Origin of the sequence: Ensifer sp. ENS03 (assembly GCF_014852035.1) — a bacterium.
Taxonomy (GTDB): domain Bacteria; phylum Pseudomonadota; class Alphaproteobacteria; order Rhizobiales; family Rhizobiaceae; genus Ensifer; species Ensifer adhaerens.
This window is the reverse complement of sequence record NZ_JACVAV010000007.1, coordinates 321,559-345,668: the sequence shown is the minus strand read 5'-3', so window position 1 is coordinate 345,668 and position 24,110 is coordinate 321,559. Positions and strand designations below refer to the sequence as shown.

The 24,110-nt window shown below is 62.2% G+C and carries 26 protein-coding genes and 2 tRNA genes; 11 read left to right on the top strand and 17 right to left on the bottom strand.

The window, feature by feature from the left end; genetic code table 11:
- Positions 1-945, bottom strand: coding sequence for a protein-methionine-sulfoxide reductase catalytic subunit MsrP (msrP, locus tag IB263_RS23890; protein ID WP_192439115.1), 945 nt, complete (start codon positions 943-945; stop codon positions 1-3).
- Positions 946-1,143: 198 nt separating this feature from the next.
- On the opposite strand from msrP, the gene IB263_RS23885 reads away from it, so the two are divergent.
- The 3 genes from IB263_RS23885 to sugE all read left to right on the top strand — a co-directional run bounded on the left by IB263_RS23885 (position 1,144) and on the right by sugE (position 4,391).
- Positions 1,144-2,541 carry a DegQ family serine endoprotease gene (locus tag IB263_RS23885; RefSeq protein ID WP_112771316.1) on the top strand — a complete coding sequence of 466 codons (1,398 nt, stop codon included), beginning with the start codon at positions 1,144-1,146 and terminating at the stop codon, positions 2,539-2,541.
- On the top strand, positions 2,538-3,851 hold the full coding sequence (locus IB263_RS23880; RefSeq protein ID WP_112771317.1) for a replication-associated recombination protein A: 1,314 nt from the start codon (positions 2,538-2,540) through the stop codon (positions 3,849-3,851). The genes IB263_RS23885 and IB263_RS23880 overlap by 4 nt, the downstream gene beginning before the upstream one ends.
- 225 nt (positions 3,852-4,076) lie before the next feature.
- Positions 4,077-4,391 carry a quaternary ammonium compound efflux SMR transporter SugE gene (gene sugE / locus IB263_RS23875; RefSeq protein WP_034795623.1) on the top strand — a complete coding sequence of 105 codons (315 nt, stop codon included), beginning with the start codon at positions 4,077-4,079 and terminating at the stop codon, positions 4,389-4,391.
- 134 nt (positions 4,392-4,525) lie between these two features.
- On the opposite strand, the gene IB263_RS23870 is transcribed toward sugE, so the two are convergent.
- The 9 genes from IB263_RS23870 to IB263_RS23830 all read right to left on the bottom strand — a co-directional run bounded on the left by IB263_RS23870 (position 4,526) and on the right by IB263_RS23830 (position 11,289).
- A complete protein-coding gene (locus IB263_RS23870; RefSeq protein WP_034795626.1) occupies positions 4,526-5,311 on the bottom strand; it encodes an ATP12 family chaperone protein in 786 nt (261 codons plus the stop codon).
- Positions 5,304-5,969 carry an HAD-IA family hydrolase gene (locus IB263_RS23865; RefSeq protein WP_034795628.1) on the bottom strand — a complete coding sequence of 222 codons (666 nt, stop codon included), beginning with the start codon at positions 5,967-5,969 and terminating at the stop codon, positions 5,304-5,306. The genes IB263_RS23870 and IB263_RS23865 overlap by 8 nt, the downstream gene beginning before the upstream one ends.
- Entirely contained in the window at positions 5,969-6,961 is a 993-nt protein-coding gene (locus tag IB263_RS23860) for an RluA family pseudouridine synthase (protein ID WP_192439114.1), read from the bottom strand. Before IB263_RS23860 ends, IB263_RS23865 begins: the two co-directional genes overlap by 1 nt.
- Positions 6,962-7,174: 213 nt before the next feature.
- The gene (gene crcB, locus IB263_RS23855) at positions 7,175-7,552 is read right to left on the bottom strand and encodes a fluoride efflux transporter CrcB (protein WP_060520939.1); all 378 of its coding nucleotides are present in this window, start codon (positions 7,550-7,552) and stop codon (positions 7,175-7,177) included.
- Positions 7,553-7,624: 72 nt separating this feature from the next.
- Complete coding sequence (fghA, locus tag IB263_RS23850) at positions 7,625-8,458, bottom strand: S-formylglutathione hydrolase (RefSeq protein ID WP_089045748.1); 834 nt, start codon at positions 8,456-8,458, stop codon at positions 7,625-7,627.
- Positions 8,459-8,482: 24 nt separating this feature from the next.
- The gene (locus IB263_RS23845) at positions 8,483-9,130 is read right to left on the bottom strand and encodes a DUF1345 domain-containing protein (protein ID WP_192439113.1); all 648 of its coding nucleotides are present in this window, start codon (positions 9,128-9,130) and stop codon (positions 8,483-8,485) included.
- Between the two features lie 44 nt (positions 9,131-9,174).
- A complete protein-coding gene (locus tag IB263_RS23840) occupies positions 9,175-9,615 on the bottom strand; it encodes a YaiI/YqxD family protein (protein WP_060585482.1) in 441 nt (146 codons plus the stop codon).
- An 81-nt stretch (positions 9,616-9,696) separates the two neighbouring features.
- Positions 9,697-10,824, bottom strand: a complete 1,128-nt coding sequence (locus IB263_RS23835) for an S-(hydroxymethyl)glutathione dehydrogenase/class III alcohol dehydrogenase (RefSeq protein ID WP_064816987.1) — start codon at positions 10,822-10,824, stop codon at positions 9,697-9,699.
- Between the two features lie 69 nt (positions 10,825-10,893).
- Entirely contained in the window at positions 10,894-11,289 is a 396-nt protein-coding gene (locus IB263_RS23830) for a helix-turn-helix domain-containing protein (RefSeq protein WP_034804375.1), read from the bottom strand.
- Between the two features lie 246 nt (positions 11,290-11,535).
- On the opposite strand from IB263_RS23830, the gene IB263_RS23825 reads away from it, so the two are divergent.
- Entirely contained in the window at positions 11,536-12,474 is a 939-nt protein-coding gene (locus IB263_RS23825; protein WP_060516826.1) for a DMT family transporter, read from the top strand.
- Positions 12,475-12,492: 18 nt separating this feature from the next.
- Here IB263_RS23825 and lipB read toward each other — a convergent pair whose 3' ends face one another.
- On the bottom strand, positions 12,493-13,212 hold the full coding sequence (gene lipB / locus IB263_RS23820) for a lipoyl(octanoyl) transferase LipB (protein ID WP_192439112.1): 720 nt from the start codon (positions 13,210-13,212) through the stop codon (positions 12,493-12,495).
- Between the two features lie 193 nt (positions 13,213-13,405).
- Between lipB and IB263_RS23815 the strand changes: the two genes are divergently transcribed.
- The 3 genes from IB263_RS23815 to IB263_RS23805 all read left to right on the top strand — a co-directional run bounded on the left by IB263_RS23815 (position 13,406) and on the right by IB263_RS23805 (position 15,409).
- A tRNA-Leu gene (locus IB263_RS23815) sits at positions 13,406-13,490 on the top strand.
- Between the two features lie 384 nt (positions 13,491-13,874).
- Positions 13,875-13,959 (top strand) — tRNA-Leu (locus tag IB263_RS23810).
- A 265-nt stretch (positions 13,960-14,224) separates the two neighbouring features.
- The gene (locus tag IB263_RS23805) at positions 14,225-15,409 is read left to right on the top strand and encodes a serine hydrolase (protein WP_192439111.1); all 1,185 of its coding nucleotides are present in this window, start codon (positions 14,225-14,227) and stop codon (positions 15,407-15,409) included.
- 47 nt (positions 15,410-15,456) lie between these two features.
- On the opposite strand, the gene IB263_RS23800 is transcribed toward IB263_RS23805, so the two are convergent.
- Together IB263_RS23800 and IB263_RS23795 are read right to left on the bottom strand one after the other, a co-directional pair.
- Entirely contained in the window at positions 15,457-15,726 is a 270-nt protein-coding gene (locus IB263_RS23800; protein WP_060607338.1) for a hypothetical protein, read from the bottom strand.
- A gap of 52 nt (positions 15,727-15,778) precedes the next feature.
- Positions 15,779-16,288, bottom strand: a complete 510-nt coding sequence (locus IB263_RS23795; protein ID WP_089044565.1) for a peptide deformylase — start codon at positions 16,286-16,288, stop codon at positions 15,779-15,781.
- A gap of 322 nt (positions 16,289-16,610) precedes the next feature.
- Here IB263_RS23795 and mgtE point away from each other — a divergent pair, with 322 nt between their 5' ends.
- Both mgtE and IB263_RS23785 read left to right on the top strand, forming a co-directional pair.
- The gene (gene mgtE / locus IB263_RS23790; RefSeq protein ID WP_192439110.1) at positions 16,611-18,032 is read left to right on the top strand and encodes a magnesium transporter; all 1,422 of its coding nucleotides are present in this window, start codon (positions 16,611-16,613) and stop codon (positions 18,030-18,032) included.
- A 71-nt stretch (positions 18,033-18,103) separates the two neighbouring features.
- Entirely contained in the window at positions 18,104-18,490 is a 387-nt protein-coding gene (locus IB263_RS23785) for a MerR family DNA-binding transcriptional regulator (protein WP_089044566.1), read from the top strand.
- Between the two features lie 80 nt (positions 18,491-18,570).
- Here the strand turns inward: IB263_RS23785 and IB263_RS23780 are convergent, their stop codons facing one another.
- From IB263_RS23780 to IB263_RS23770, 3 genes are all read right to left on the bottom strand, one after another.
- Positions 18,571-19,044, bottom strand: coding sequence for an isoprenylcysteine carboxylmethyltransferase family protein (locus IB263_RS23780; protein WP_192439109.1), 474 nt, complete (start codon positions 19,042-19,044; stop codon positions 18,571-18,573).
- A gap of 3 nt (positions 19,045-19,047) precedes the next feature.
- Positions 19,048-20,055, bottom strand: coding sequence for a DUF1624 domain-containing protein (locus IB263_RS23775; protein ID WP_192439124.1), 1,008 nt, complete (start codon positions 20,053-20,055; stop codon positions 19,048-19,050).
- Positions 20,056-20,185: 130 nt separating this feature from the next.
- Positions 20,186-20,878 carry a DUF599 domain-containing protein gene (locus IB263_RS23770; protein WP_034795992.1) on the bottom strand — a complete coding sequence of 231 codons (693 nt, stop codon included), beginning with the start codon at positions 20,876-20,878 and terminating at the stop codon, positions 20,186-20,188.
- Between the two features lie 746 nt (positions 20,879-21,624).
- Between IB263_RS23770 and IB263_RS23765 the strand changes: the two genes are divergently transcribed.
- Both IB263_RS23765 and IB263_RS23760 read left to right on the top strand, forming a co-directional pair.
- Positions 21,625-23,025 carry an L-serine ammonia-lyase gene (locus tag IB263_RS23765; RefSeq protein WP_192439108.1) on the top strand — a complete coding sequence of 467 codons (1,401 nt, stop codon included), beginning with the start codon at positions 21,625-21,627 and terminating at the stop codon, positions 23,023-23,025.
- Positions 23,026-23,145: 120 nt separating this feature from the next.
- Positions 23,146-23,583, top strand: coding sequence for a DUF1489 family protein (locus IB263_RS23760; RefSeq protein ID WP_034795986.1), 438 nt, complete (start codon positions 23,146-23,148; stop codon positions 23,581-23,583).
- Between the two features lie 182 nt (positions 23,584-23,765).
- On the opposite strand, the gene IB263_RS23755 is transcribed toward IB263_RS23760, so the two are convergent.
- Positions 23,766-24,035, bottom strand: a complete 270-nt coding sequence (locus IB263_RS23755) for a hypothetical protein (protein ID WP_034795983.1) — start codon at positions 24,033-24,035, stop codon at positions 23,766-23,768.
- Positions 24,036-24,110 lie beyond the last annotated feature (75 nt).

The window sequence follows — 24,110 nt, the reverse complement described above, 5'->3', positions numbered from 1 at the left end:
TCAATAGTTCGCTCTGAGATCCATGCCGGCATAAAGTCCGGCCACCTCGTCGGCATAGCCATTGAAGGACAGGGTGTCGCGCCGGTTGGAGCCGAAGAAGCCGCCACCGCCGATGCGGTTTTCCGTTGCCTGGCTCCAGCGTGGATGATCGACCGCCGGATTGACGTTGGCAAAGAAGCCGTACTCGTTCGGCGCCGAGAGGTTCCAGGTGGACGGTGGCTGGGTTTCCGTGAGCGAAATGCGCACAATCGACTTGATCCCCTTGAAACCGTATTTCCAGGGGGTGACCAGCCGGATCGGCGCGCCGTTCTGATTGGGAAGCGTCTTGCCGTAGACGCCGACGGACAGCAGCGTCAGCGGGTGACGGGCCTCGTCGAGCCTCAGCCCTTCGCGATAGGGCCAGGCAAGCGGCTGGAAGAAACCGGATTGTCCCGGCATTTCCGACGGGCGCACCACGGTTTCGAAAGAGACATATTTCGCACTGCCAAGCGGCTCTACCTTGTCGAGCAGGGCCGAGAGCTGAAACCCGGTCCAGGGGATCACCATCGACCAGGCCTCGACACAGCGCATGCGGTAGACGCGTTCCTCGATCGGGAGCGCTAGCAGTTCCTCGAACCCGAATTCCTTCGGCTTGCCGACGAGGCCATCGACTTTCACCGTCCAGGGCGTTGCCTTGAAGCTGTTCGAATTGGCAGCTGGGTCGCCCTTGCCGGTCCCGAACTCATAGAAATTGTTGTAGCTGGTGACGTCGGCCTCCGGCGTCAGGTCTTCGTCGACAGTGTATTTGCTCTTGGGCGCGCCGAGTGCGGCCGCCAGCCCCGTGCCGCTGCCTGCAAGCAGCATGCCGCCGCCGGCAGCAGCCCCGAGGAAGGTGCGGCGGTTGAAAAAGAGGGCCTCCGGGGTGATCTCGGAGGAAACGATTCGCGGCGGGCGGTAAGATGGCATGGTCTTTTCCGAAGTGATTTATGAGCCTTGTCTTCTATGAACTCACCAGACTTTCGATCACCGTGAAAGGGGTTGCGAACCACGTTTTCGTGCGTAGCGCGTGAAGCTGGCAACTTTGCATATCCTGCGCCAACATTTGCCTTTTTTCCCGCGAAATCCTATCTGAACGTAGCCGCGACGAATAGGAGAATGCTTTACATGATCGTAGGTCGAAGAGCGCTTGTTTTGCTCGTCATCGCTGTTTCTCTCGCCTGTCCGGCATTGGCCCAAGAGGCCAAGAGCGTTCCGCAATCGCGGACCGAAATGCAGCTTTCCTTTGCGCCTCTCGTCAAGCAGACGGCAAATGCCGTCGTCAACGTCTATGCCGAACGGGTGGTCGAGCGCCGTTCGATTTTCTCCGGTGACCCCTTCTTCGAGGAGTTCTTCGGCCAACGCATGCCGAACCGCTCGGAGAAGCAGTCTTCGCTCGGTTCCGGGGTGATCGTCGGCAAGAACGGCATCGTCGTGACCAATAATCACGTCATCGAGGGCGCCGACGATATCAAGGTGGCGCTGGCCGATGGCCGCGAGTTTCCCTGCAAGATCGTACTCAAGGACGACCGGCTCGACCTCGCTGTTTTGAAGATCCAGTCGGACGGTCCCTTCGACATCGTGCCGCTTGGTGATTCCGATGCGGTCGAGGTCGGCGACCTCGTGCTTGCGATCGGCAACCCCTTCGGCGTCGGCCAGACGGTGACGAGCGGCATCGTCTCGGCGCTCGCGCGCAATCAGGTCTCCTCGGGCGATTTCGGCTTCTTCATCCAGACGGATGCGGCGATCAACCCGGGCAATTCCGGCGGTGGCCTTATCGACATGAACGGCCAGCTCATTGGCATCAACACCGCGATCTTCTCCAAGGGCGGCGGTTCTAACGGCGTTGGCTTTGCCATCCCGGCCAATCTGGTGAAGGTCTTCGTTGCGTCGGCCGAAGGTGGCAACGGCGCCTTCGTGCGTCCCTTCATCGGCGCCAGCTTCGAGCCGGTCACTTCGGAAGTGGCCGAAGCCCTGGGCCTCAGCCGCGCCCGTGGTGCGCTGGTGACCGCCGTCGTGGCCGGTGGCCCAGCCGAACAGGCCGGTATCAAGCCCGGCCAGGTGATCACCGCCGTCAACGGCATTGAGGTCGAACATCCCGACGCACTCGGTTATCGCCTGACGACGGTCGGCATCGGTCATGAGGCGCGCGTCACCGTATCGGAAAACGGCAAGCCGCGGGAAGTGACGATCAAGCTCGACCGGGCTCCAGAAACGTCGCCACGGGATGAACGGCTGATCGAAGGTCGTAACCCCTTCGCCGGTGCAGTCGTTGCCAACCTGTCGCCGCGCCTTGCCGACGAGCTGCGCATGTCGACCTCGCTGCAGGGCGTCGTCGTCATGCAGGTCAACCGCGGTTCGCCCGCCGCCCGCATCGGCCTCGAGCCGAAGGACATCGTGCGGTCGGTCAACGGCACGGCGATCGACACGTCGAAGACGCTGGAACAGGTAATGGCCGACGATGCCTCCTTCTGGCGTGTCGAGATCGAGCGCGACGGCCAGCTCATCCGTCAGTTCTTCCGATGAGCGACCTGTTCACCGCCCACGAGCCACCGGAAATGGCGTCGGCAAGACCGCTTGCCGACCGGCTTCGCCCGCGAACGCTTGCCGAAGTCACCGGTCAGGATCACCTGACCGGTGAGGACGGCGTGCTGTCGCGCATGATTGCTTCGGGTTCGCTCGGGTCGATGATCTTCTGGGGGCCGCCCGGAACAGGCAAGACGACCGTGGCGCGGCTGCTTTCGGGGGAGGCGGGTCTCGCCTTCGAGCAGATCTCGGCGATCTTCTCCGGCGTCGCTGATCTCAAGAAGGTGTTCGAGGCGGCGCGGGCAAGGCGCATGTCCGGCCGTCAGACGCTGCTCTTCGTCGACGAGATTCATCGCTTCAACCGGGCACAGCAGGACAGCTTCCTGCCGGTGATGGAAGACGGCACCGTCATCCTTGTCGGCGCGACGACGGAAAACCCATCCTTCGAACTCAACGCCGCTCTCCTGTCCCGAGCCCGGGTGCTGACCTTCAAGCCGCATGGCGAAGACAGTATCGAGGAACTGCTGTCGCGCGCCGAAGAGACTGAGGGCAAGAAACTGCCGCTCGATGCGGATGCGCGCGCCAGCCTCATCCGTATGGCCGACGGCGACGGTCGCGCTGCGCTGACGCTGGCGGAAGAAGTCTGGCGCGCGGCGCGGCGCGACGAGATCTTCGATGCGGCAGCACTCCAGAACATCGTCCAGCGCCGGGCGCCGGTCTATGACAAGGGCCAGGACGGCCACTACAATCTGATCTCGGCCTTGCACAAGTCGGTGCGTGGCTCTGATCCGGATGCCGCACTCTACTATCTCTGCCGCATGTTCGATGCCGGCGAGGATCCGCTTTATCTCGGGCGGCGCTTGGTGCGCATGGCGGTCGAGGATATCGGCCTTGCCGACCCGCAGGCCCTGGTGATCTGCAACGCCGCCAAGGACGCCTATGACTATCTCGGCTCGCCCGAGGGCGAACTGGCGCTTGCCGAAGCCTGCGTCTATCTCGCTACCGCGCCGAAATCGAACGGCGTCTATACCGCCTACAAGGCAGCGATGCGGGCGGCGAAGGAAAACGGCTCGCTGCTGCCGCCGAAACATATCCTCAACGCCCCGACGAAACTGATGAAGGGTGAGGGCTACGGCGACGGCTACCGCTACGACCATGACGAGCCGGATGCTTTTTCCGGCCAGGACTATTTCCCCGAGAAGATGGGGCGCAGAACCTTCTATGATCCGCCGGAGCGCGGTTTCGAGCGCGAGATCCGCAAGCGGCTGGAATGGTGGGCGAAACTCCGTCGGGAGCGCAACGCACCGTAGGGGGCAGACTTGCAGACCCTCAGCGCCTCGCACGTTTCCATGGTTTCAACGACAGCGTGAAATGGTTTAGCTTTGCCGCGGACGCAGGGCTGATTTGCCCTTGACCGCCTTGCCGGCGAAACTGGAGTGTGAGATAGAACCCGCGTTGCAGACGGCTGCACGGTTCGCAAAGGCGATACCGAACATCCGCGGGGACGGCCTCGCTCCAAACTTTGGGAGTTTGACATGGCCTGGTTCCTTCTTCTGCTTGCCGGTATTCTTGAAATCGGCTGGGCAATTGGTCTCAAATACACGGATGGTTTTACGCGGGTGACACCGACGATCCTGACCGTCGGTTCGATGATCCTCAGCATCGCGTTGCTCGGTCTCGCCGTGCGGACCCTGCCGCTCGGTACGGCTTACGCTGTCTGGACCGGCATCGGCACCGTCGGCACCGTGATCCTCGGCATTTTCCTGTTTGCCGAACCGGCAACCTTCGTTCGCCTTGGCTGCATCGCGCTCATCGTCAGCGGTATCGCCGGCCTGAAGCTGGCCGCTTAACGCTGCGGCTATTGGCTTCCGTTACGTTAGCGCGAACAGAGCCGCTCTGACGGCGACATATTGAAGCAAAAAGAAAGCGGGCTGCGCGTCGGAAGACACGCAGCCCGCTTCGCATTCCGTGGTATCCGGTGTCGTCAGCGCAGGGCGTCAAGAACCGTGGCGACCGCCTGCATTTCCTGCCAGCGGTTCTCGCGGCGGCGGAAGGCCTCCTCGTCGGTTCCCCAATGTTCGATCTGCCAGTCCTCGTCGACATGGGCGGCCGTCCAGGCTTCTTCGGCGGATATCCGGCCGGAAGCGAAGGCGAGCGCCAGCAACGCAGAGCCGGTCAGGCTCGTCACCGTGTGGACGCAGGTGAGGCCGAGCGGGGTTGCGAAGGCGCGCAGGCCTTCGGCATAGGCGGAAAGCGCTTCCTCCGGCTGCTCCTGGTGGATCACGCCTTCAGCGAGGATGAAACGGGCGCCGAGTGCCTGCTGGGCCCACTCGATCACCGGGTTCCAGATTTCGTTCTGGCGGGCGACGAGGCCCTCCGGGCTATCGGCGCGATAGCAGAGCATGTCCGTTCCGGCGAAACGCAGGATATCGTCGAAGACCGAGCGCTGGTCCTTGGCGACGCCGTCAAGTGCGGTATTGACAATTCGCGTGATCGGCATCTTGCCGGGATCGATGACCTCTGCCTGCGCATCCCATTCGGCGGCGAGCATGTCGGCGAGCTTGCGCGTCGGCACGGCAAGCGGCTGCTTGGCCGGCGTGCGCACGGTGCGGCCGTCGAGCAGCACCGCGTGCGTATCGCCATCGGCCGCGGCCACGCTGACGTCCTTGTAGAAGCGCTTCGGCAGTGGCTTCAGCATCTGGATTTGCGCGCGGCGGACCGGATCCTCGTGGCTCATCGCACCGCTGAGTTCGTCGCGAATATCAGACATGATTGTGTTCCATCCATTCAATGATGTCGGCCGGCGTCCGGGCAACGAAATCCGCGCCCGCCTCGATGAGGTCGGGAACGGAAGCATAGCCCCAGGCGACGCCGATGGCGGATGCTCCAGCGGCCTTGGCCATCTGCATGTCGTAGATCGCGTCGCCGATCACGACCGTATCCTTCGCATCGATGCCGGCTTCAAAGCAGCATTCCGTCACCATGGCCGGATGCGGCTTGGAGGGGCAGTCGTCGGCGGTGCGGGACACGAAAAATATCCGGTCGAAGCCGTGAGTCTCGGAAATATGCGTCAGGCCGCGACGCGACTTGCCGGTTACGGCCCCGATCAACAGTGCGTCGCGTGACGACAGCGTCTGCATCATGTCGGCGATACCCGGAAATAGAAGCTCCTGGAAGCCTGCCTCTGCGCGAACGCCGGCGAAGATCGACTTGTAGTGCGCCGTCATCGCCAGCGCCTGATCGTCGACATGTTCGCGGCCGAGCAGGCGCGCGATGGCAATGTCGAGGGTCAAGCCGATAATGCTCTTGGTTGCCGAGAGGGGCGGGCGCTCGAGATCGAAGGCCTCGAAGGTGCGCGCCATCACTTCATGGATCAGGCCTCCGCTATCGACCAGCGTACCGTCACAATCAAAAAGCGCCAGTTTCATCAGTCGTCCTCGCCAGGCTCGTTCTCTTCGAAGCCCAGCAGGTTCCAGCTCTGGACCATGTGCGGTGGCAGCGGTGCGGTCACGCGCAGGCGGCCACCGTCCGGGTGAGGAATATCGATATGGCGCGCGTGCAGATGCAGACGGTTCTGCATGCCGCCGGGCAGGCTCCAATTGATGTCGGCGTCGAAATATTTGGGGTCGCCGAGGATCGGGTGTCCAATGTGCAGTGCATGGACGCGAAGCTGATGGGTGCGGCCGGTATAGGGCTCCATCTCCAGCCAGGCGAGGTTCTGTGCGGCCTGTTCGCGAATACGGTAGTAGGAGATGGCGTGGTCGGCACCGTCTTCGCCGTGTTTGGCGATGCGCATACGGTCGCCATCCGGCGTCTGCTCCTTGACGAGCCAGGTGGAGATGCGGTCTTCGCGCTTGCGCGGCACGCCCTTGACCAGCGCCCAGTAGGTCTTTTTGGTGTCGCGCTCGCGGAAGGCGGCGGTCAGCTTCTGCGCTGCACCCCGGGTGCGGGCAATCACCAGGACGCCTGACGTGTCGCGGTCGAGCCGGTGGACGAGACGCGGCTTTTCGCCCTTCTGGTTGGTCCAGGCTTCAAGCATCTTGTCGATATGTCGGTTGACGCCCGAGCCGCCCTGAACGGCAAGGCCGGCAGGCTTGTTGAGCACGATAACCTTGGCGTCCTCGTGCAGCACCATGCGCGACAGCAGTTCGCCGTCGGGTGAGTTCCTGAGGTCGCGTCCGGCGATCGGCCCGGTCTTGGTTTCCTTGGGATCGACTCCGAGCGGCGGAATGCGGATCGTCTGGCCGAGCTGGATCCGCGTGTCGGATTTGGCGCGGGCACCGTCGACGCGGATCTGGCCGGAGCGCAAAAGCTTCTGCAGCGGGCCGAAGCCCAGTCCCGGAAAATGCACCTTGAACCAGCGATCCAGGCGCATGCCCGCCTCGTCACCGTCCACCTGCCTGTGTTCTATGCCTGCCATTTGAGCGAACCTGCCTTCTGTTTGGTCGCAGCGTCGCGCGTCGGTTCGAAGCCCCTGCGTTGGGATGACGCAAAGAGGAAGCTTCAGGCGCGCAAAGGCTGCCGCAATATTTTCGTTGCTGCATGACAATGCCCTCGAAGCGACAACGGTTGAAGGACAATGCAGCAATGCGCCGCGTGTCCCCTGGATACGCAGCGCCTGTAAGACGAGCCTTTAGACTATTGCGCGCATCAGAGCCAGCCCGCTGAAGACCGCGAGGATCGAAAGCGCGACACTGGCGATGACATAGACGGCCGACAGCATGACATCGCCGCGCTCGAAGAGCGTGATTGCGTCCAGCGAGAAGGCGGAAAAGGTGGTGTAACCGCCGAGAATGCCGGTGATGAGGAAGACACGCATGTCCGGCGAGGCGCCGAACTTGCGCATGATCACCTCGGCGAGCACGCCGATCAGGAACGACCCCGTTATGTTGACGCCAAACGTGCCCCAGGGAAAGCCGGACCCGAAGCGATGAACGGCCCAGAGACCGACGAGATAACGCAGCATCGAGCCGATCGCGCCGCCGGCGCCAACAAGGAGAAGGTGGGTCATCAGTCGCTCCGGGTAGATTGACGGCGCAATTCCGCGAAAGCGGCTTTCATACGGAATTGCGCCATTCGGTGGCTAGATCAGCCGCTCGGCATGCCAGCGCAGATGATCGTCCATGAAAGTCGAGATGAAGTAGTAGGAATGGTCGTAGCGTTCATGCATGCGCAGCGTCAAATCGATGCCGGTGCCCTTCACCGCTTCCTCGAACAGCCAGGGACGCAGGCCGTTTTCAAGGAAGCTGTCGGCCTTGCCCTGATCGATCAGGAACTCGGGGAAGCGCGCACCATCCTTGACGAGCGCGCAGGCATCATATTGGCGCCAGGCGGCGCGGTCCGCGCCCAGATATTTCTCGAAGGCGCCGATCGACCAGTCGGCGGTCGAAGGCTCGACGATCGGGGCGAAGGCCGAGCAGCTCTTGAAGCGGCCCGGGTTCTTGAGCGCGATGGTCATGGCGCCGTGACCGCCCATCGAATGGCCGAAGATGCCCTGGCGGCTCATGTCCATGCGGAAGTGCTGGCTGACGAAGGCGGGCAGCTCCTCGGTGATGTAGCTATACATCTGGTAGTGCTCGGCCCAGGGCGTTTCGGTGGCATCGAGATAGAAGCCTGCACCCTTGCCCATCTGCCAGTTCGTCAGTTCGTCGGGAACATCAGTGCCGCGCGGGCTCGTATCCGGGCAGACGACGATCAAGCCGAGCTCGGCGGCCATGCGACGGTACTCGCCTTTCTCCATGACGTTCGCATGTGTGCAGGTGAGGCCGGAGAGATACCAGAGCACCGGCCGCGGCTCGTTGATTGCCTGTGGCGGTACGAAGACGGCGAAGGTCATCTCGCCCTTGCAGGCCCTGGAATCGTGCGAAAAGACGCCCTGCATGCCGCCGAAGGCGGTGTTTTGCGAAAGGACTTTCATGGGATGCTCCTTGGATAAAGATGCTCAGCCGGCAAGCTGCACGGCCGCATTGACGGCGGCGGCGACGAGCACGGTGTTGAAGAAAAACGATACGATGGCGTGTATCAGGTTGATGCGCCGCATGGCCGTCTTGGTCATGGCGACATCGGAGGTTTGCGCCGTCATGCCGATGACGAAGGAGAAATAGAGGAAGTCAAAGCCGCCGGGCTCGGGCGTTTCGGGAAAATCGAGTCCGCGTGCCGGTTCGGTGGTCGGACCATCGGGCGCTGGGACCCAATAGACATGGGCGTAGTGCATGGCCGCCATCATGTGGATCGTTGCCCAGCCGAGCACGACGGAGGCAAAGGCGAGGCCGAGCGCCAGCGCCGAGCCGGACTTCTCGCCGTTGAGCGCGAAAAACAGGGATACGAGCGAACTCGCGGCTGCCCCGAACGTCACGAGCAGGATCACGACCTCGGGCTCGTCGGTGTTCCTGGCATGGGTCTTCAGATGCCGGCCGGTCATCATCCGCAAGCGCCGCCAGGATAGGACGAGATAGACGCAGAAGAAGGTGATCGCTGCCCCTTCAAGGGCGAAACGTTGCGCCACGAACCAGAGGACAGGCACGCTTGCGAGCGCGCACAGAATGGCGGTGTAAAACGGCCAGTGCCTGAGCTTCGTCGTCGCTGCCATGCTAGTGCCCCTGCGATTGCGGGCCCCATGGTCCCGCCCGTTGATCATTTTTTTGACTGGCGCGCGAGTCGGTCAAGGGTCTCGAGGAAGGCGGATCGATCGCGCGGTGTGAAGGCGGCGTTGTAGCCCTTGCTCTCGCCGGTCTCGCGCAGGTGCTGTCCGAGATCGCGCATCGCAGACGCCATGCCGATATTGCCCTTGTCGAAGATCCGGCCGGAGGGGCCGGTGACAAGTGCGCCGGCGGCAACGCAGCGAACGGCAAGCGGCACGTCGGCGGTAACGACGATATCGCCTTCGTGCGCCCGTTCGGCGATCCAGTTGTCGGCCGCGTCGAAGCCTGCCGAGACGATGACATTGTGCACCATCGGGTCGCGCGAAGGGCGCAGGCCCGAATTGGCGACCAAGGTCACCTCGATCCCGTGGCGCTCGGCCACTTTCAGGATTTCGGCTTTCACCGGGCAGGCGTCTGCGTCGACATAGATCATCTTGAATCAACTTCTCAACGGGACTGAAAAAGGCGCCGGAAATCAATCGTCTCCGGCGCCTCCTTGAATCAAAATAGCAGCTTAGTAGAGAACGACCGAGCGAATGCTCTCGCCCGAATGCATCAGTTCGAAACCCTTGTTGATGTCTTCGAGCGGCATCGTGTGGGTGATCATCGGGTCGATCTCGATCTTGCCTTCCATGTACCAGTCGACGATCTTCGGCACGTCGGTGCGGCCGCGCGCGCCGCCAAAGGCGGTGCCCATCCAGGTGCGACCGGTGACGAGCTGGAACGGCCGGGTCGAGATCTCCTGGCCGGCGCCGGCAACGCCGATGACGACCGACTTGCCCCAGCCGCGATGCGAGGCCTCGAGCGCCTGGCGCATGACCTTGGTGTTGCCGGTGCAGTCGAAGGTGTAGTCGGCGCCGCCGATCTGGTCGGCTCCGCGCTTGGTCATGTTGACGAGGTAAGGCACGATGTCGTCGCCGACCTCCTTCGGGTTGACGAAGTGGGTCATGCCGAAGCGTTCGCCCCAGGCCTTCTTGTCGTTGTTGAGGTCGACACCGATGATCATGTCGGCACCGGCAAGGCGCAGGCCCTGAATGACGTTGAGGCCGATGCCGCCGAGACCGAAGACGATCGCAGTCGCACCCATTTCCACCTGTGCCGTGTTGATGACGGCGCCGATGCCGGTCGTCACGCCGCAGCCGATGTAGCAGATCTTGTCGAACGGCGCGTCCGGGTTGACCTTGGCAACCGCGATCTCCGGCAGCACCGTGTAGTTGGCGAAGGTCGAGCAGCCCATGTAGTGGTGGATCGTGTCCTTGCCGATCGAGAAGCGCGAGGTGCCGTCGGGCATCAGGCCTTGGCCTTGTGTCGAGCGGATCGCGGTGCACAGATTGGTCTTGCGCGACAGACACGACGGGCAGGAGCGGCACTCGGGCGTGTAGAGCGGGATGACGTGGTCGCCCTTCTTCACCGAGGTCACGCCCGGGCCGACGTCGACGACGATGCCGGCGCCTTCATGGCCGAGGATCGCCGGGAACAGGCCTTCCGGATCGGCGCCGGACAGGGTGAAATCGTCGGTGTGGCAGATGCCTGTGGCCTTGACCTCGATCAGCACTTCGCCGGCCCGCGGGCCTTCGAGCTGAACCGTCATGACCTCGAGCGGCTTGCCTGCCTGAACGGCAACGGCGGCGCGTACATCCATCTATTTTCTCCTTGGACTGAAATGACGTCGGGCCGCCAGAACGGCGGCCCTAAGTGGAATCGCAATAGGTTATCGAATGTTCTGTTGAACGCGATTGAGTTCCATCTCAAGAGCGGCAATCGCCTTGCCGGTCTGTTCGTGCAGCTTCTTGACGAGGGCGAGCTGCTCGCGCAGGCCGTCCTTCTCGTCGATTGCGTCGGCATCCGGCGCGCGGCCGAGCCCGGCGATCAGCCAGGCCGGGGTGACGCCGAGTACGCCTGCAAGCATGAACAGCCGGTTTGTGCGGGGTTCGGCCCGATCCCGTTCCCAGGCCGCGATCGTCTCCGTGCGCACGCCGAGTTGATCGGCCAGTTCCTTGGCGCTGAGATTTGCGGCGTCGCGCGCCCTCCAGATGCGTCCTCCCAGCGTATCACCGTCGCTGGTGTCGCGCAGGCGGGCAATCATCGTTTCGGTGGACAAGCGCATGGACATCTCCTTTGCCACGGTCACGTTCAAAGGTCCCGAACCATGGGGGCCGACGGCCGACCTTTGGATCCGGGGCGGAAGATTGTCCTGAGCTTATAGGCATTTGGGCGGCGAGGGACCACCCCGAAGCGCCAAAAACACCGTCAATTGCGGCTAGGGCGTGGATAGTTCCTTGCCCGTCGCATCCTCGGCCGTTGAAAACCAACGCGTAGGCTCTAATGTGCGGCGGCCACAGGAGCTTGCCCCATGACAGACGCCCGAACTGCGACCACCGACCACACCGACACGGTGATGCAGGGCGTCGCCATCATGCTCTTTGCCATGGTCATCCTGCCGGGCATGGACGTGATTGCGAAATACATGGCCGTCTATGAGGGCATGTCGCCGGGGCAGGTGACCTTTTACCGCTTCTTCTTCCAACTGGTAGCGACGCTACCGATGCTGCTTGGCGCCGGTGGCCTGCGGGCGCTGAGGCCAAAGCGGCCCTGGGCCAATCTGCTGCGCGGTGTACTGCTGGCGACCGCGGCCTTGTTCTTCTTCATATCGGTGAAGTACATGCCGCTTGCCGACACCTTCGCCATCTATTTCGTCGAGCCCTTCATCCTGACCTGTCTTTCGGCGGTGTTCCTCAAGGAAAGAGTGGGCTGGCGGCGCTGGCTCGCCATTGTCGTCGGTTTCGGTGGAGCGATGATCGTCATCCAGCCGAGCTTTGCCGCTTTCGGCCTGACCGCGCTGTTGCCGGTTGCCTGCGCCTTCGTCTTTGCCTGCTACCTGCTCCTCAACCGTGCTGTCGGTACCGGCGACTCGCCGCTGACGATGCAGACAATAGCCGGCATCGGCGGAACATTGACGATGGCGCTGGTGATCCTGATCGGCAACGGCATGGGCAGCGCCGATTTCGTGCCGTCGCTGCCGAAGTCGCCGCTTGGCTGGATGCTCGTGATCGTGCTTGGCGCGCTGTCCGGCTACGGCCATCTGCTGGTGGTCAAGGCGTTCCGGGCGGCACCCGTCTCGCTGCTCGCGCCGTTTCATTATTTCGAGATCGTCACGGCGACGGCGCTCGGTTATCTCATCTTCGGAGACTTTCCGTCGCTCTCCAAATGGCTTGGTATCGCCATCATCGTTGGCTCGGGCCTCTTCATCATCTGGCGTGAGCGGCAGGCTGGACGTCGAACGGCAAGTTGAACGGCAAGTTGAACGGGCTTACGGCGCGTCGTTCCGCGTCGGACCGAACACGGTCTCGAAGGCCTCGCGCAAGCGGATGTCCACGTCCGGCATCATCACGGGCAGGCCGAGATCGACGAGGCTGGTGACGCCATAACCGCGAATGCCGCAGGGCACGATGCCGCCGAAATGGTCGAGATCCGGGTCGACGTTGAGCGCAAAGCCATGGAAACTCACCCATTTGCGCAGGCGGATGCCGATCGCGGCGATCTTGTCTTCCGACATGGAGCCGTCGGGCAGGGCAGGCTTTTCCGGGCGCCGCACCCAGACACCGACCCGGTCTTCACGCCGCTCGCCCCGAACGTTCATCGAATCGAGCGTGGAGATGACGACGCTTTCGAGTGCCGCGACGAAAGCGCGTACGTCCTGCTTCCTGCGCTTGAGGTCGAGCATGACGTAAACGACGCGCTGGCCCGGGCCGTGATAGGTGTATTCGCCGCCGCGGCCGGTGGCAAAGACCGGAAAACGGTCGGGCATGACGAGATCGGCGGCGTCGGCACTGGTGCCGGCCGTATAGAGCGGCGGATGCTCGACGAGCCAGACCAGTTCATCTGCGGTGCCGGCGGCAATCGCCGCGGCTTCCCGCTCCATCAGCTCGACGGCCTGCGGATAATCGACCAGTTCGGAGGCAATCCGCCAGCGAACCGGGGGTGATTCCGGAGGGGCAAACATGTCCTGGCTCAGATTTTCACGCTGCATTCGCTCGGCATTCCTGTTTTTTAGAGCCTGTACATGGGATGGTGCGAGGCAAGAGTCCAGCGTTTCCGGGGCTCCTTGGGCGGGCTGTTGAAATAGTTTCATTTCCCGTCAAAATTCTGTCGTGATCCCCTTGTGCCCCCCAGGGGCTTTTGCTACATGCAGCCCCGTCGACGCAAGTCGGCCCTACCACGATGCGGTCGTGGCGGAATTGGTAGACGCGCAGCGTTGAGGTCGCTGTGGGGCAACCCGTGGAAGTTCGAGTCTTCTCGACCGCACCAAAAAAACCCGGCTTCGGCCGGGTTTTTTGTTTTTAATCCTGGTGTTAGCCAATTAGGCCTTCTGCCCGGGCGCAACCGGCGCATCCCTTTGTCTTCCAGTCCATATCATGCGTTCGAATAGGGGTGGCGGCCGTCGCTCATCTTGCGCGCGAATGCCGAACGAATTGCCGACGATCCCGTCGTGGCGAGAGCGAGCCTCGAAAGGCGTCGGGGAGGTTCGTTCGCTGGTCTGAAACGCGCGCGCTGAACGCCGTCTTTTCGCGCCGCGCTGTGAATGCCCTCCCGTCCGTCGCCATCGTTTAATTTGTCCACAGCCATCCCTTGTGCACTCAAGGGGCTTTTGCTACATGCAGCCGCGCCGACGCAAGTCGGCCCTACCACGATGCGGTCGTGGCGGAATTGGTAGACGCGCAGCGTTGAGGTCGCTGTGGGGCAACCCGTGGAAGTTCGAGTCTTCTCGACCGCACCAAATACCCGGCTTCGGCCGGGTTTTTTGTTTCAAATCCATGTTTAGCTTCCTCGTTCTGGCGCGCCCTGATCGGCAGCATCGTGATGCCTTCCGGCAATCCAGGTCTCGCTCGTTTCGCGCTGAGTTGGCCGACGGCACTCTTTTTCCACAGCCGTTAGAAAATGGCTTGGGCCGCCCTTTGATGTTAAGATTTGCGCGGCGGTTCAACGTGAAGGGTGGCACGACCGCCACGCGTGTCGAAGCCTTGGCTGTGCGGGAGGTTCCTTTGTCCGGCGATCTCAAGACTGCTGCCGACGCAATCCTAAACGCCGCGGTCGCTTCCGCCGATGGCGTGCCAGGCGTTGTCGCGATCGCCTCGGATCGCCACGGCAATTTTTACGCGGGCGCCACCGGAAAGCGCTCTTTGGCTGACGCGACGGATATGACCATCGACAGCGTCTTTGCGATCTTCTCGATGACGAAGGCGATCACGGCGACGGCCTGCCTGCAATTGGTCGAGGAGGGCAAGCTCGATCTCGACGCTCCCGCCAGGCAGTACGCGCCCGAAATCGGCTCGCTGCAGGTGATCGAAGGTTTTGACCTCGCCGGGAATCCGAAACTCCGCCCGCCCAAACGGGACATCACCACGCGCATGCTGCTCCTGCACACGGCCGGTTTTGGCTACGATTTTTTCAACGAGACCTATGCCCGGTTGGCGCGGCAACATGGACAGCCGAGCGTGATCACCGCCTCCCATGCATCCATCCGGACGCCTTTGCTCTTCGATCCCGGCGACGACTGGGAATATGGGAGCAGCCTGGACTGGGCCGGGCAGGTCGTGGAGGGCATCACCGGCAAGCGGCTTGGCGCTGTGATGGCGGAACGCATCCTCCAGCCGCTTGGTATGGAGGACACCGGCTTTGCAATGACCGCATCCATGACATCCCGCGTGGTTACCTTGCACCAAAGGGACGATGCCGGACGTTTGTCGCCGTTGCCTGATTTCAGGCTCCCGCAGGCCCCGGAGGTCCAGATGGGCGGGCACGGTCTCTATTCGACGGCCGTCGACTACGCCAAATTTATCCGCATGTGGCTCAACGACGGGATGTCACCCGGCGGTCGGGTGCTGAAGGCCGAAACCGTCGAAATGGCGGCAAGGAACGGCCTCGGAGAAAGGAAGATCAAGAAGCTCCCGGGGGTAATAAGAAGCCTGTCGCACGACGCCGAATTTTTCCCCGGCATGCCGAAGTCCTGGGGGATAAGCTTCATGATCAACGATGAAGCAGCACCGACGGGGCGGCCAGCCGGTGCGTTAGCCTGGGCGGGGCTTGCGAACCTCTACTACTGGATAGACCGCCAAAACGGTCTCGGTGGCCTGTGGGCGACACAAATACTGCCCTTTGCCGATCCCGCTTCGTTCGGGAGCTATCTCGATTTCGAAACGGCGGTATACGCGGCTCGAAATACATAGCGGCGACGGGCGACAGAGGTCGCTGCGCCCGTACGCCCTGATCCGTGTCAGTTGTTGCCGGCAGGTCCGCTCTGGTCCATGCGGCGGCGGACGAGCTTGTAGGTGCGGTCGGGCTGAACCTCGTAGGTCTCGTAGACCATCTGGCCTTCATACATGAAGCGGTTCTGGATCATGGCGCCCGGTGCGGCCTGTGTCTTCCTGTTGGCCGCGTTCTCGCCATAGGTCAGGCTCTGGGGCAGGGGCTCGAGATCTTGCTGGGCGCTGTTGCAGCCGGCGAGCGCGAGGAGGCCGATGAGGGCGAGATAGGTCGGTTTCATGGTTCGGTCCTTGGTGACTATGACGTGATGTTGCGAGCAGGGAATCGGTGCGCTAGCCGCGCGCCTGCTCCCTGGTCAGCTTTTCGAACTTCTTGATGGCGCGGTCGCGCTTCAGGCGCGAGAGCCGTTGTGTCCAGAAGATGCCGTCGAGCTGGTCGATTTCGTGCTGCAGGCAGGTGGCCATGAAGCCGTCGGCTTCCTCGTCGATCGTCTCGCCGCCAAGCGTCTGGTAGCGGACGCGAACGGCGCGGGGGCGCTCGACCTCTTCCAGGATGCCCGGCATCGAGACGCTGCCTTCCGTATGGGTCGCCTTCTCGTCGCTATACCAGATGACCTCCGGATTGACGAAGGTCCTGGCGCCGCTTTCGCGGTCGAGCTCGATCACCGTCACGCGCTCCAGGATGCCGATATGCGGCGCGGTGATACCGACGCCGGGGGCGCCCCGCATCGTGACGAGAAGGTCCGCGGCCAGCGCCTCTAATGCCGCGTCGAAGCGGGTGATCGTCTCCGCCTTCCGCGTCAGCAGCGGGTTGGGAAAGCGGACAATGGGGCGAATGGCCATCAGATCTTCCTTGGCGGCGCCAAATGGGTGTTGCGCCTCCGATATCTCGACTGAAGTGCTAGCCGATCGCGCGGTCGATGTCGACTGTGTCGAGAAGCAGCCGGTTTTTCATGTATTTGCAACAGCTTGAATAAATCTGTTGTTGCGGCGCGCCCGGTGGTATCTGTGCTGTGGACCTCGGCAGGGCTTTGCGCTAGCAGGCTCTAAGGCCAGAATTCCCGCCCATGGCGGCGGATGAGGGTGAGGCAAACGTCAGTGGACGCATTCTTTCCGGCTCGCGAGGCGGACGGCCGGGAAGCAGCAAATCGTTTCGAGGGCGCGCATGAGCAATACTGGCGACGAAGACCGCGGCTCAGAAGACGTCAAGGCCTTTGACGGCTCGGACATTTATGCCGACGACGGTTCTATCCGCTCTGATTTTCTCGTGCATGTCGGCGCGGCAATCGCCGACCGCGATACGATCTATCTGCGCCAGCACGTTGCCGGCCTGCACTCGTCGGAAATGGGTGACCTGCTCGAGGCGATCCAGCCCGATCAGCGCCTGGCGCTGGTTTCGCTGCTCGGCAAGGAATTCGACCTTTCGGCACTGACGGAGGTCGACGAAGCGATCCGTCTCGATATCGTCGAGCACATGCCGAACGAACAGATCGCCGAGGCCATCGGCGAGATGGATTCGGACGATGCGGTCTACATTCTGGAAGACCTGGACCAGGAAGACCAGGACGAGATCCTGGCGAAGCTGCCGTTTACCGAACGGGTTCGCCTGCGCCGCTCGCTGGATTACCCCGAAAGCACGGCCGGCCGGCGCATGCAGACCGAGTTCGTGGCGGTGCCGCCATTCTGGACTGTCGGCCAGACGATCGACTATATGCGCGAAGACGAGGACCTGCCGGAGAGTTTCACGCAGATCTTCGTGATCGACCCGACCTTCAAGCTGCTCGGCGCCATGGACCTCGACCGCATCCTCCGAACCAAGCGTTCGGTCAAGGTCGATGCGATCATGCACGACACCAGCCATGCCATTCCGGCCGAGATGGACCAGGAAGAGGCGGCCCAGCTATTCGAGCAATACGACCTTCTTTCTGCGGCCGTCGTCGATGACAATGGCAGGCTTGTGGGCGTGCTCACCATCGATGACGTCGTCGACGTCATTCAGGAAGAAGCCGAGGAAGACTTGCTGCGCCTGAGCGGCGTCGGCGACGAAGAGCTTTCGGACTCCGTCGGGGAGGCATCGCGCTCGCGCGTGCCCTGGCTGTTCATCAATTCGATGACCGCCTGCATCTCCGCTTCGGTCATCGGCCTCTTCGACGCGACGATCCAGCAGATCGTGGCTCTCGCCATCCTGATGCCGATCGTTGCGGGCATGGGCGGCAATGCCGGTTCGCAGACGATGACCGTTACCGTGCGCGCGCTCGCAACACGGGGTCTCGACATTCACAACGCGCCGCGCATCATCCGGCGTGAAGCCGGCGTTGGACTGCTCAACGGCATGATCTTCGGCACGCTGATCGGGCTTCTTGCCGGTCTCTGGTTTCAGGACCCGAACATCGGCGGCATCATCGCAACTGCGATGCTGATCAACATGATGGCTGCGGCCCTTGGCGGCATCCTCGTGCCGCTCTGCCTCGATCGCTTCGGCGCCGACCCGGCGGTCTCTTCCGCCGTCTTCGTGACGGCCATTACCGATATCACCGGCTTCTTCAGCTTTCTCGGCATCGCCACCTGGTGGTTCCACGTCACGTAACGTGGCGCGTTGTTTGACTTTTACGTCAAGGTCAACGATAGTGCATGCCCAGGAACACATGGAATGGCAGCGTGGATAAATACTATAGCATCACCGAATTGACGCGGGAATTCGGCATTTCCACGCGAACGCTGCGTTTCTATGAGGACGAGGGCCTCATCCATCCGGAGCGCCGTGGTCGCACGCGCCTGTTCCGACCGGCCGACCGGCGGCTCATTCAGGAGATTCTGCGAGGGCGCCGCATCGGCTTCACCATCGCCGAGATCCGTGAAATCATTCAGGTCTACAAGGACCCTCCCGGCGAGCTCGGCCAGCTTCAGCTGCTGATGTCGCGCGTCGAGGAAAAGCGCGAAGAGCTGCGCCAGAAGCGCAAGGACATCGACGATACGCTGACGGAACTCGACAATGTCGAGGAAGCGTGCCTGACGCGTTTGGCCGAAATCGGCGTCGGCACCTGAAGGGTCGCTGGTTTATGTCTGGAAATTTCGAAGGGTAGCGTTCGCGCTGCCCTTTTTGCTGCGTGTATCCCTACCGGCGCTCAGATCCAACGGCTCGTATGCCGGCAGTAGCGCTCGAATTCGAAACCGAAGCGCGACAGCAGGTGCCGCTCTTCACTGCGGATGGCAAAGAGCGTGGTCAGCATCACGGCTGCGATCGCCATGATGAAGAACCACGGATTGAGCGTCGCCAACCCAAAGCCGATCATCATCAAGGTGTAACCGAGATAGATCGGATTGCGCGTGAAGCGGAACGGACCGTAGGTGACCAGGCATGTGGCCGATCGGTAGGGCATGACCGCCGTATGCCGATCGAGCAGCGTTTTGACGGCCCAGAGGGCCAGCCAGATCGCGACGATAATCAGGGCGCCGCCGCTGATCCAGGGAAACCAGCCGTGGCCATGTGCCAGCGGAATGGGAAAATGTCGCGCCAGTAGAAGCGCCGCAAGAGTGGCGACCCCGTAGAGAACGGCCGGCCATGGGAAGTTCAGCGGCTTGGCACGATAGGCATTCATGTCCTAGTCCCCTGATTGCACGTTCATTGTGCATTGCTGCGCGATTCGCGCAATGCGTTCATCGCTGCTGACGTTGATCTCTCCCCTGTTCAGGCTGTCGAACAGGTTCTGTTCCACCAGACGGTCGAGGGTACAGCCGCAGAAGCTGTCGCACGGCACGGCAGGATTTCCCTGGTTGCAGGCCGCAACGCAATTGCTGCGGTAGGCTTCCTTGGGGTCCGGCAGTGTCGGCGGAGAGATCAGCGAGAAGAGATAGACCAGTCCGATGAGCACGGGCTGGTGAATGAGGTATATGGCCAGACTGTGACGGCTGCCGAAGACGAGGGGCGTCATCCACAGCCACCCCTTGCCATCTGTGGAGGGCCGGCTTGCAAGCGCGGATACCAGCCGCGCGTGGAAGAGCTTGGCGGCACCAAGGCCGAGCAGAAACGGCCCGAGCCACGGCAAAAGCGGCACGTAGTCGTTGGACCGTGGCAGCGTCTCGGACAGACCGACCCACCAGAGCCAGGGCGCATCGAAGATCGGCGAGCGCAGATAGAAGGGTGCCGCGATGGCCGCGGCGGCTGCGGCGAAGGAAACGACGGCAGGAAGCCTGAGGAATATCAGGCCGATCAGGCTTGCCGCGGCGATCGCGTGCAGGATGCCGAAGAAGATGAAGGTGTCCGGGAAGGCAAAATAGGTGGCAATCGTGATCAGCGCTGCGGCGCCGGCGATCTTGGCGAAACGGCGCAGGAACGCGTTGATGCGGATCGTCGGCCATTGTCCGAGCACGAGGCTGTAGCCGGCAAGAAACAGGAAGCTGCTGGCAATCAGCCGCGCAAAAATCTTCCAGCCGCCGGTGCCGGCCGTGCCTGCTGCGACATAGCCGAAGAACTCGAGGTCCCAGACGAAGTGATAGGTCGCCATGGCAAGCAGCGCCACGCCGCGCGCGACATCGATGAAGGCGAGCCGCCTGCCTGTCGGTTTCGCTGGGGTCTCTGCTGCCGGTGCGGTCACATGGATATCGGACATGGGCATTCGCCATCCTGTTGGCGTGAAGAAGAGTGGCAGGCCTGGCTTGCGCCAGGCACGCGTCCTTGATTGCTGAGGGAACGCCGCGGCTGCGATCCGCAGCCGTCCGGCGCGCCGGTTGCGCGGATTGTCAGGGTGTTGCGTCCTTGAGGAGCGCGGAACGCGCCTCCGAGAAGAACTGTCTGCGGGTCAAAACGAAGATGACGAAGACGGTGAGCGCCACGAACACATAGGGGCTGATGAACCAGCCGAGATAGCCGATCGAAAGAAAGATCGCCCGGAGACCGGCGTTGAAGTGCTTGGCGGCAAGCACGTTCATGCGGATCGCCCGTTCGGCCGCCTTCTCCGCCGCATGTCGATCCCGCTGCATGTCGGCGGTCATCGGGATGCCACCCATCAGGATCGAGCAATAGTTGAACAGCCGGTAGGACCAGCCGAACTTGAAGAAGGAGTAGCCGAAGAGGCAGGTGAGGCCGCCGACCTTCAGCTCGAACGCCGTGCGCCCGCCATGGAAGACATAGGGCATGTCGGCAAAGATCATCTGCGCCTGTTCGGTCGCGCCGAGCAGTGCGAAGCAGCCGCCGAGCGCGAATATGGTCGTTGAAGCGAAGAAAGCGGTGCCGGCCTGGAGCCCCGCGATGATCTGCGTATCGATCATCTTCAGGTCGCGGTTGAGCGAATTGCGGATCCAGCGGCCGCGATGCTCGTTCATGAGGCGCGTAAGACTCACGCGTTTGAAGCCGCGCGTGCCATCGGTCGCCCAGCTGAAACCCGCCCAAAGCAGGATAAACACGACAAGCGCTATGTAATCTTCGAAGGTCATACACGTGTTTTTGGCATGGCTTTTGGAAATTGCAAGGTGGCCGGGGTGGCGTCGGAATCCGCGACGCGTCAACTACTGTGATGAAATTGCGGCGGAATTTCTTCCCGGCCGTACCGACCATTTGTGCGGTTTTCACCAGGATCCTGTGTTCGGTCGCACGGGCTTGACACCTTTCCGCCACATTCCCCCATTGCGCATTTACGCTTTCTTCAATATGCATGGCCCCAGACGCGGGCGCCCACTGTGCTGCCCGCGGCCGTTGAGAGTGTTTTCGGAGACATCATGGACAATACAATTCAGAAGTCTTGCTGGGGCGTAACTGCACGCGCCGTGGCTGGTTTCGCTGGCGTTCTTGTTCTTGCTTATCTTTTCGGCGGCCTTTGATATCTAGTATCTAGAAAAGTCCACTGATTGACGGCGCGGCTTCCCAAAAGCCGCGCCGTTCTTGATTCCAGGCAACCAGTGGCGCTACCCGGAGCCCTTGCGGGAGGTCAATGTCGCACGGACGGGATCGAATGTCGGTTGACCGCCTGACGGCCTGCTATGGGATCGCTTAGGCTTCGTTCCTATATCTGCTTGCGGATCTCCTTAAATCGGCACCGATCAAGGCGTAAAATCCACCAGCAAATAAGAGGGTATCACGCCGGTTCGCATAGACTTCGAAGCGTGGTATCGAGGCAATCGTGAATGCGGTGCCGGGTGATCATGCCCGTGCGTCGCGGGTCAGTCTCCGGGGCAGGCAGCTTATGTTTCTTTCCGTCTTCGACGTGTTCAAGATTGGTATCGGGCCTTCGAGCTCGCATACGATGGGGCCGATGTCGGCCGCCAATCGCTTTCTCGATCTCATCCTTTCCGACGACTGGCCCCGTCCGTCCCATGCCTCCGTTGCGGCGATCAAGGTGAGCCTGCACGGTTCACTCGCCCACACTGGCATCGGCCACGGAACGGGCAGGGCGGTGATCCTCGGACTCGTTGGCGAACGCCCGGATCTCGTCGATCCGGATCGTATGGATGCCCTCATCGATGAGGTCGAACGCACGGGCCGCATTACACCGCCGGGCCATCCGTCCTACGAATTCCAGCCGAAGACAGATCTGGTCTTCGACAAGAAGGTGCCGTTGCCAGGCCATGCCAACGGCATGTCGTTTTCTGCCTTCGACCGCGACGGCCGGCTGCTGTTGAAGCGGATCTACTATTCTATCGGCGGCGGCTTCGTCGTGACCGACACGGAACTTGAGGCCATGCGCGCCTCGAAGAACAAAGCGACGGGCGTCAAGGTGCCGTTCCCGTTCTCCTCGGCCCAGGAAATGCTGGACATGTCTGCGCGCTCCGGCTTGACGATTGCGCAGATGAAGCGGGCGAACGAAGAGGCGACGATGTCGCCGGACGAACTGAACGCCGGGCTCGACCGCATCTGGGGCGCCATGAGCAATTGCATCGACCGGGGCTTGAGCCAGGACGGCATCATGCCCGGCGGCTTGAAGGTTCGCCGCCGCGCCCGCTCGATCCACGACAAGCTGCAGGAGGAGTGGCGTTCCAACAAGGCCAATCCTCTGCTCGCCAACGATTGGCTGAGCGTCTACGCAATGGCTGTCAACGAGGAAAATGCCTCTGGCGGCCGCGTCGTCACTTCGCCCACCAACGGTGCCGCAGGCGTGGTGCCGGCGACGATCCGCTATTACATGCATTTCCATGACGACGCCGACCAGGAAGGCATTCGCGACTATCTGCTGACGGCTGCCGCGATCGGCGGCATCATCAAGCACAACGCCTCGATTTCCGGCGCTGAGGTCGGCTGTCAGGGCGAGGTCGGCTCGGCGTCCGCGATGGCGGCGGCGGGCCTTGCTGCCGTTATGGGCGGTACCCCCGAGCAGATCGAAAATGCGGCCGAGATTGCACTCGAACATCACCTCGGTATGACCTGCGATCCTGTGGCCGGCCTCGTGCAGGTGCCCTGCATCGAGCGCAATGCGCTTGGAGCGGTCAAGGCGGTGACGGCCGCTTCTCTGGCGCTCAAAGGTGACGGCAAGCATTTCGTGCCGCTCGACGCCTGCATCGAGACGATGCGGCAGACGGGCGTCGACATGAACGAGAAGTACAAGGAAACATCGACCGGCGGTCTTGCGGTCAACGTTGTCGAATGTTGAGGCTTGCAAGCCTCTCGAAGCCCAGACGCCGGTGTATCGACCGGACGTATTGCGGTGATTGTGGATGAACGACGTCTGGCCGCTTGACCGCAACGGCCGGACGGGTGTTCAAAAAAAGCCATGTCTCTACATCTCATAAAGCTTTGCGTCGGAGCGGAATCGATCGAGGACCTGCGCGAATGGGTCTCGCGCAAGGCGATGGCGGCCATGGCCGCCGGCCTCGAGCCGCACTCGTTCCACACGACGCGCATGGTGCCCAAGCGCGTGGAGGAGTTGCTGGAAGGCGGCTCGCTCTACTGGGTGATCAAGGGCAGCGTGCAGGCGCGCCAGCCGCTCATCGGCATCGAGACCTTTACCGACGGCGAAGGTATCGGCCGTTGTAATCTGCTGCTGGGCCCGGAAGTGATCGAAACCGAACTGCAGCCGCGTCGCGCGTTTCAGGGATGGCGTTACCTGACCGACAAGGACGCCCCGCGCGACCTGGCGTCGCTATCGGGCGGCGGCTCCGAGATGCCGCTCGAACTGCGGCGCGAACTGGCCGAACTCGGGCTTCTCTAGAAGTCCTATGCCGCGGGCATTTTGCAGAGCTCTTGGCAATCGAGCGGCAACCAACGCGTCCTTGAAGGTGTCGCCTGCTTTCGCACTCTTCTGCGCGCGCGAAACGGCCCTACCGAGGCCGCACCATCATCCAGCCAGAAAGCAAAAAAGGCGGCCGTGGCCGCCTTTCGGACTGTGAATGTTCAGGTGATCCGCATCTTCAGCGGATGGCGCCGGTTTGGCGCCGTCACGTGAAGGTGGATACCGGCGCGCGGCTGGGTCGAGCGCCAGGCTCGAGCTCCGTGCGTCAAAAGCATGCCGACGAGATCGCGTGTCTTGGCCTTCGATCGATTGAGGCCGAGATCGGCGATGCGCATGGCCGCCTCGTGCAGGGGGTGCAGATTGATGCGCGACGGTTTAGCCCGTCGCCCCGGCAGCGGGGTGACACCCGGAACGTTCTCGTTCATTGCCATGTTTAACCTCGTTACGCTGTACAAATCCGAGGAAGGCGGCCGGAAAACAAACACATCCGGCCGCCAAATTTCGTC

What these genes read in the sequence shown, in the direction of transcription:
- msrP (WP_192439115.1), bottom strand. Translation starts at nt 945, where the DNA reads ATGCCATCTTACCGCCCGCCGCGAATCGTTTCCTCCGAGATCACCCCG.
- mgtE (WP_192439110.1), top strand. Translation starts at nt 16,611, where the DNA reads ATGAGCAATACTGGCGACGAAGACCGCGGCTCAGAAGACGTCAAGGCC.
- IB263_RS23770 (WP_034795992.1), bottom strand. Translation starts at nt 20,878, where the DNA reads ATGACCTTCGAAGATTACATAGCGCTTGTCGTGTTTATCCTGCTTTGG.
- IB263_RS23780 (WP_192439109.1), bottom strand. Translation starts at nt 19,044, where the DNA reads ATGAATGCCTATCGTGCCAAGCCGCTGAACTTCCCATGGCCGGCCGTT.
- IB263_RS23775 (WP_192439124.1), bottom strand. Translation starts at nt 20,055, where the DNA reads ATGTCCGATATCCATGTGACCGCACCGGCAGCAGAGACCCCAGCGAAA.
- IB263_RS23765 (WP_192439108.1), top strand. Translation starts at nt 21,625, where the DNA reads ATGTTTCTTTCCGTCTTCGACGTGTTCAAGATTGGTATCGGGCCTTCG.
- IB263_RS23845 (WP_192439113.1), bottom strand. Translation starts at nt 9,130, where the DNA reads ATGGCAGCGACGACGAAGCTCAGGCACTGGCCGTTTTACACCGCCATT.
- IB263_RS23830 (WP_034804375.1), bottom strand. Translation starts at nt 11,289, where the DNA reads ATGCGCTTGTCCACCGAAACGATGATTGCCCGCCTGCGCGACACCAGC.
- IB263_RS23840 (WP_060585482.1), bottom strand. Translation starts at nt 9,615, where the DNA reads ATGATCTATGTCGACGCAGACGCCTGCCCGGTGAAAGCCGAAATCCTG.
- lipB (WP_192439112.1), bottom strand. Translation starts at nt 13,212, where the DNA reads ATGCAGCGTGAAAATCTGAGCCAGGACATGTTTGCCCCTCCGGAATCA.
- crcB (WP_060520939.1), bottom strand. Translation starts at nt 7,552, where the DNA reads ATGACCCACCTTCTCCTTGTTGGCGCCGGCGGCGCGATCGGCTCGATG.
- sugE (WP_034795623.1), top strand. Translation starts at nt 4,077, where the DNA reads ATGGCCTGGTTCCTTCTTCTGCTTGCCGGTATTCTTGAAATCGGCTGG.
- IB263_RS23825 (WP_060516826.1), top strand. Translation starts at nt 11,536, where the DNA reads ATGACAGACGCCCGAACTGCGACCACCGACCACACCGACACGGTGATG.
- IB263_RS23800 (WP_060607338.1), bottom strand. Translation starts at nt 15,726, where the DNA reads ATGAAACCGACCTATCTCGCCCTCATCGGCCTCCTCGCGCTCGCCGGC.
- IB263_RS23860 (WP_192439114.1), bottom strand. Translation starts at nt 6,961, where the DNA reads ATGGCAGGCATAGAACACAGGCAGGTGGACGGTGACGAGGCGGGCATG.
- IB263_RS23755 (WP_034795983.1), bottom strand. Translation starts at nt 24,035, where the DNA reads ATGGCAATGAACGAGAACGTTCCGGGTGTCACCCCGCTGCCGGGGCGA.
- fghA (WP_089045748.1), bottom strand. Translation starts at nt 8,458, where the DNA reads ATGAAAGTCCTTTCGCAAAACACCGCCTTCGGCGGCATGCAGGGCGTC.
- IB263_RS23880 (WP_112771317.1), top strand. Translation starts at nt 2,538, where the DNA reads ATGAGCGACCTGTTCACCGCCCACGAGCCACCGGAAATGGCGTCGGCA.
- IB263_RS23885 (WP_112771316.1), top strand. Translation starts at nt 1,144, where the DNA reads ATGATCGTAGGTCGAAGAGCGCTTGTTTTGCTCGTCATCGCTGTTTCT.
- IB263_RS23865 (WP_034795628.1), bottom strand. Translation starts at nt 5,969, where the DNA reads ATGAAACTGGCGCTTTTTGATTGTGACGGTACGCTGGTCGATAGCGGA.
- IB263_RS23870 (WP_034795626.1), bottom strand. Translation starts at nt 5,311, where the DNA reads ATGTCTGATATTCGCGACGAACTCAGCGGTGCGATGAGCCACGAGGAT.
- IB263_RS23760 (WP_034795986.1), top strand. Translation starts at nt 23,146, where the DNA reads ATGTCTCTACATCTCATAAAGCTTTGCGTCGGAGCGGAATCGATCGAG.
- IB263_RS23795 (WP_089044565.1), bottom strand. Translation starts at nt 16,288, where the DNA reads ATGGCCATTCGCCCCATTGTCCGCTTTCCCAACCCGCTGCTGACGCGG.
- IB263_RS23835 (WP_064816987.1), bottom strand. Translation starts at nt 10,824, where the DNA reads ATGGATGTACGCGCCGCCGTTGCCGTTCAGGCAGGCAAGCCGCTCGAG.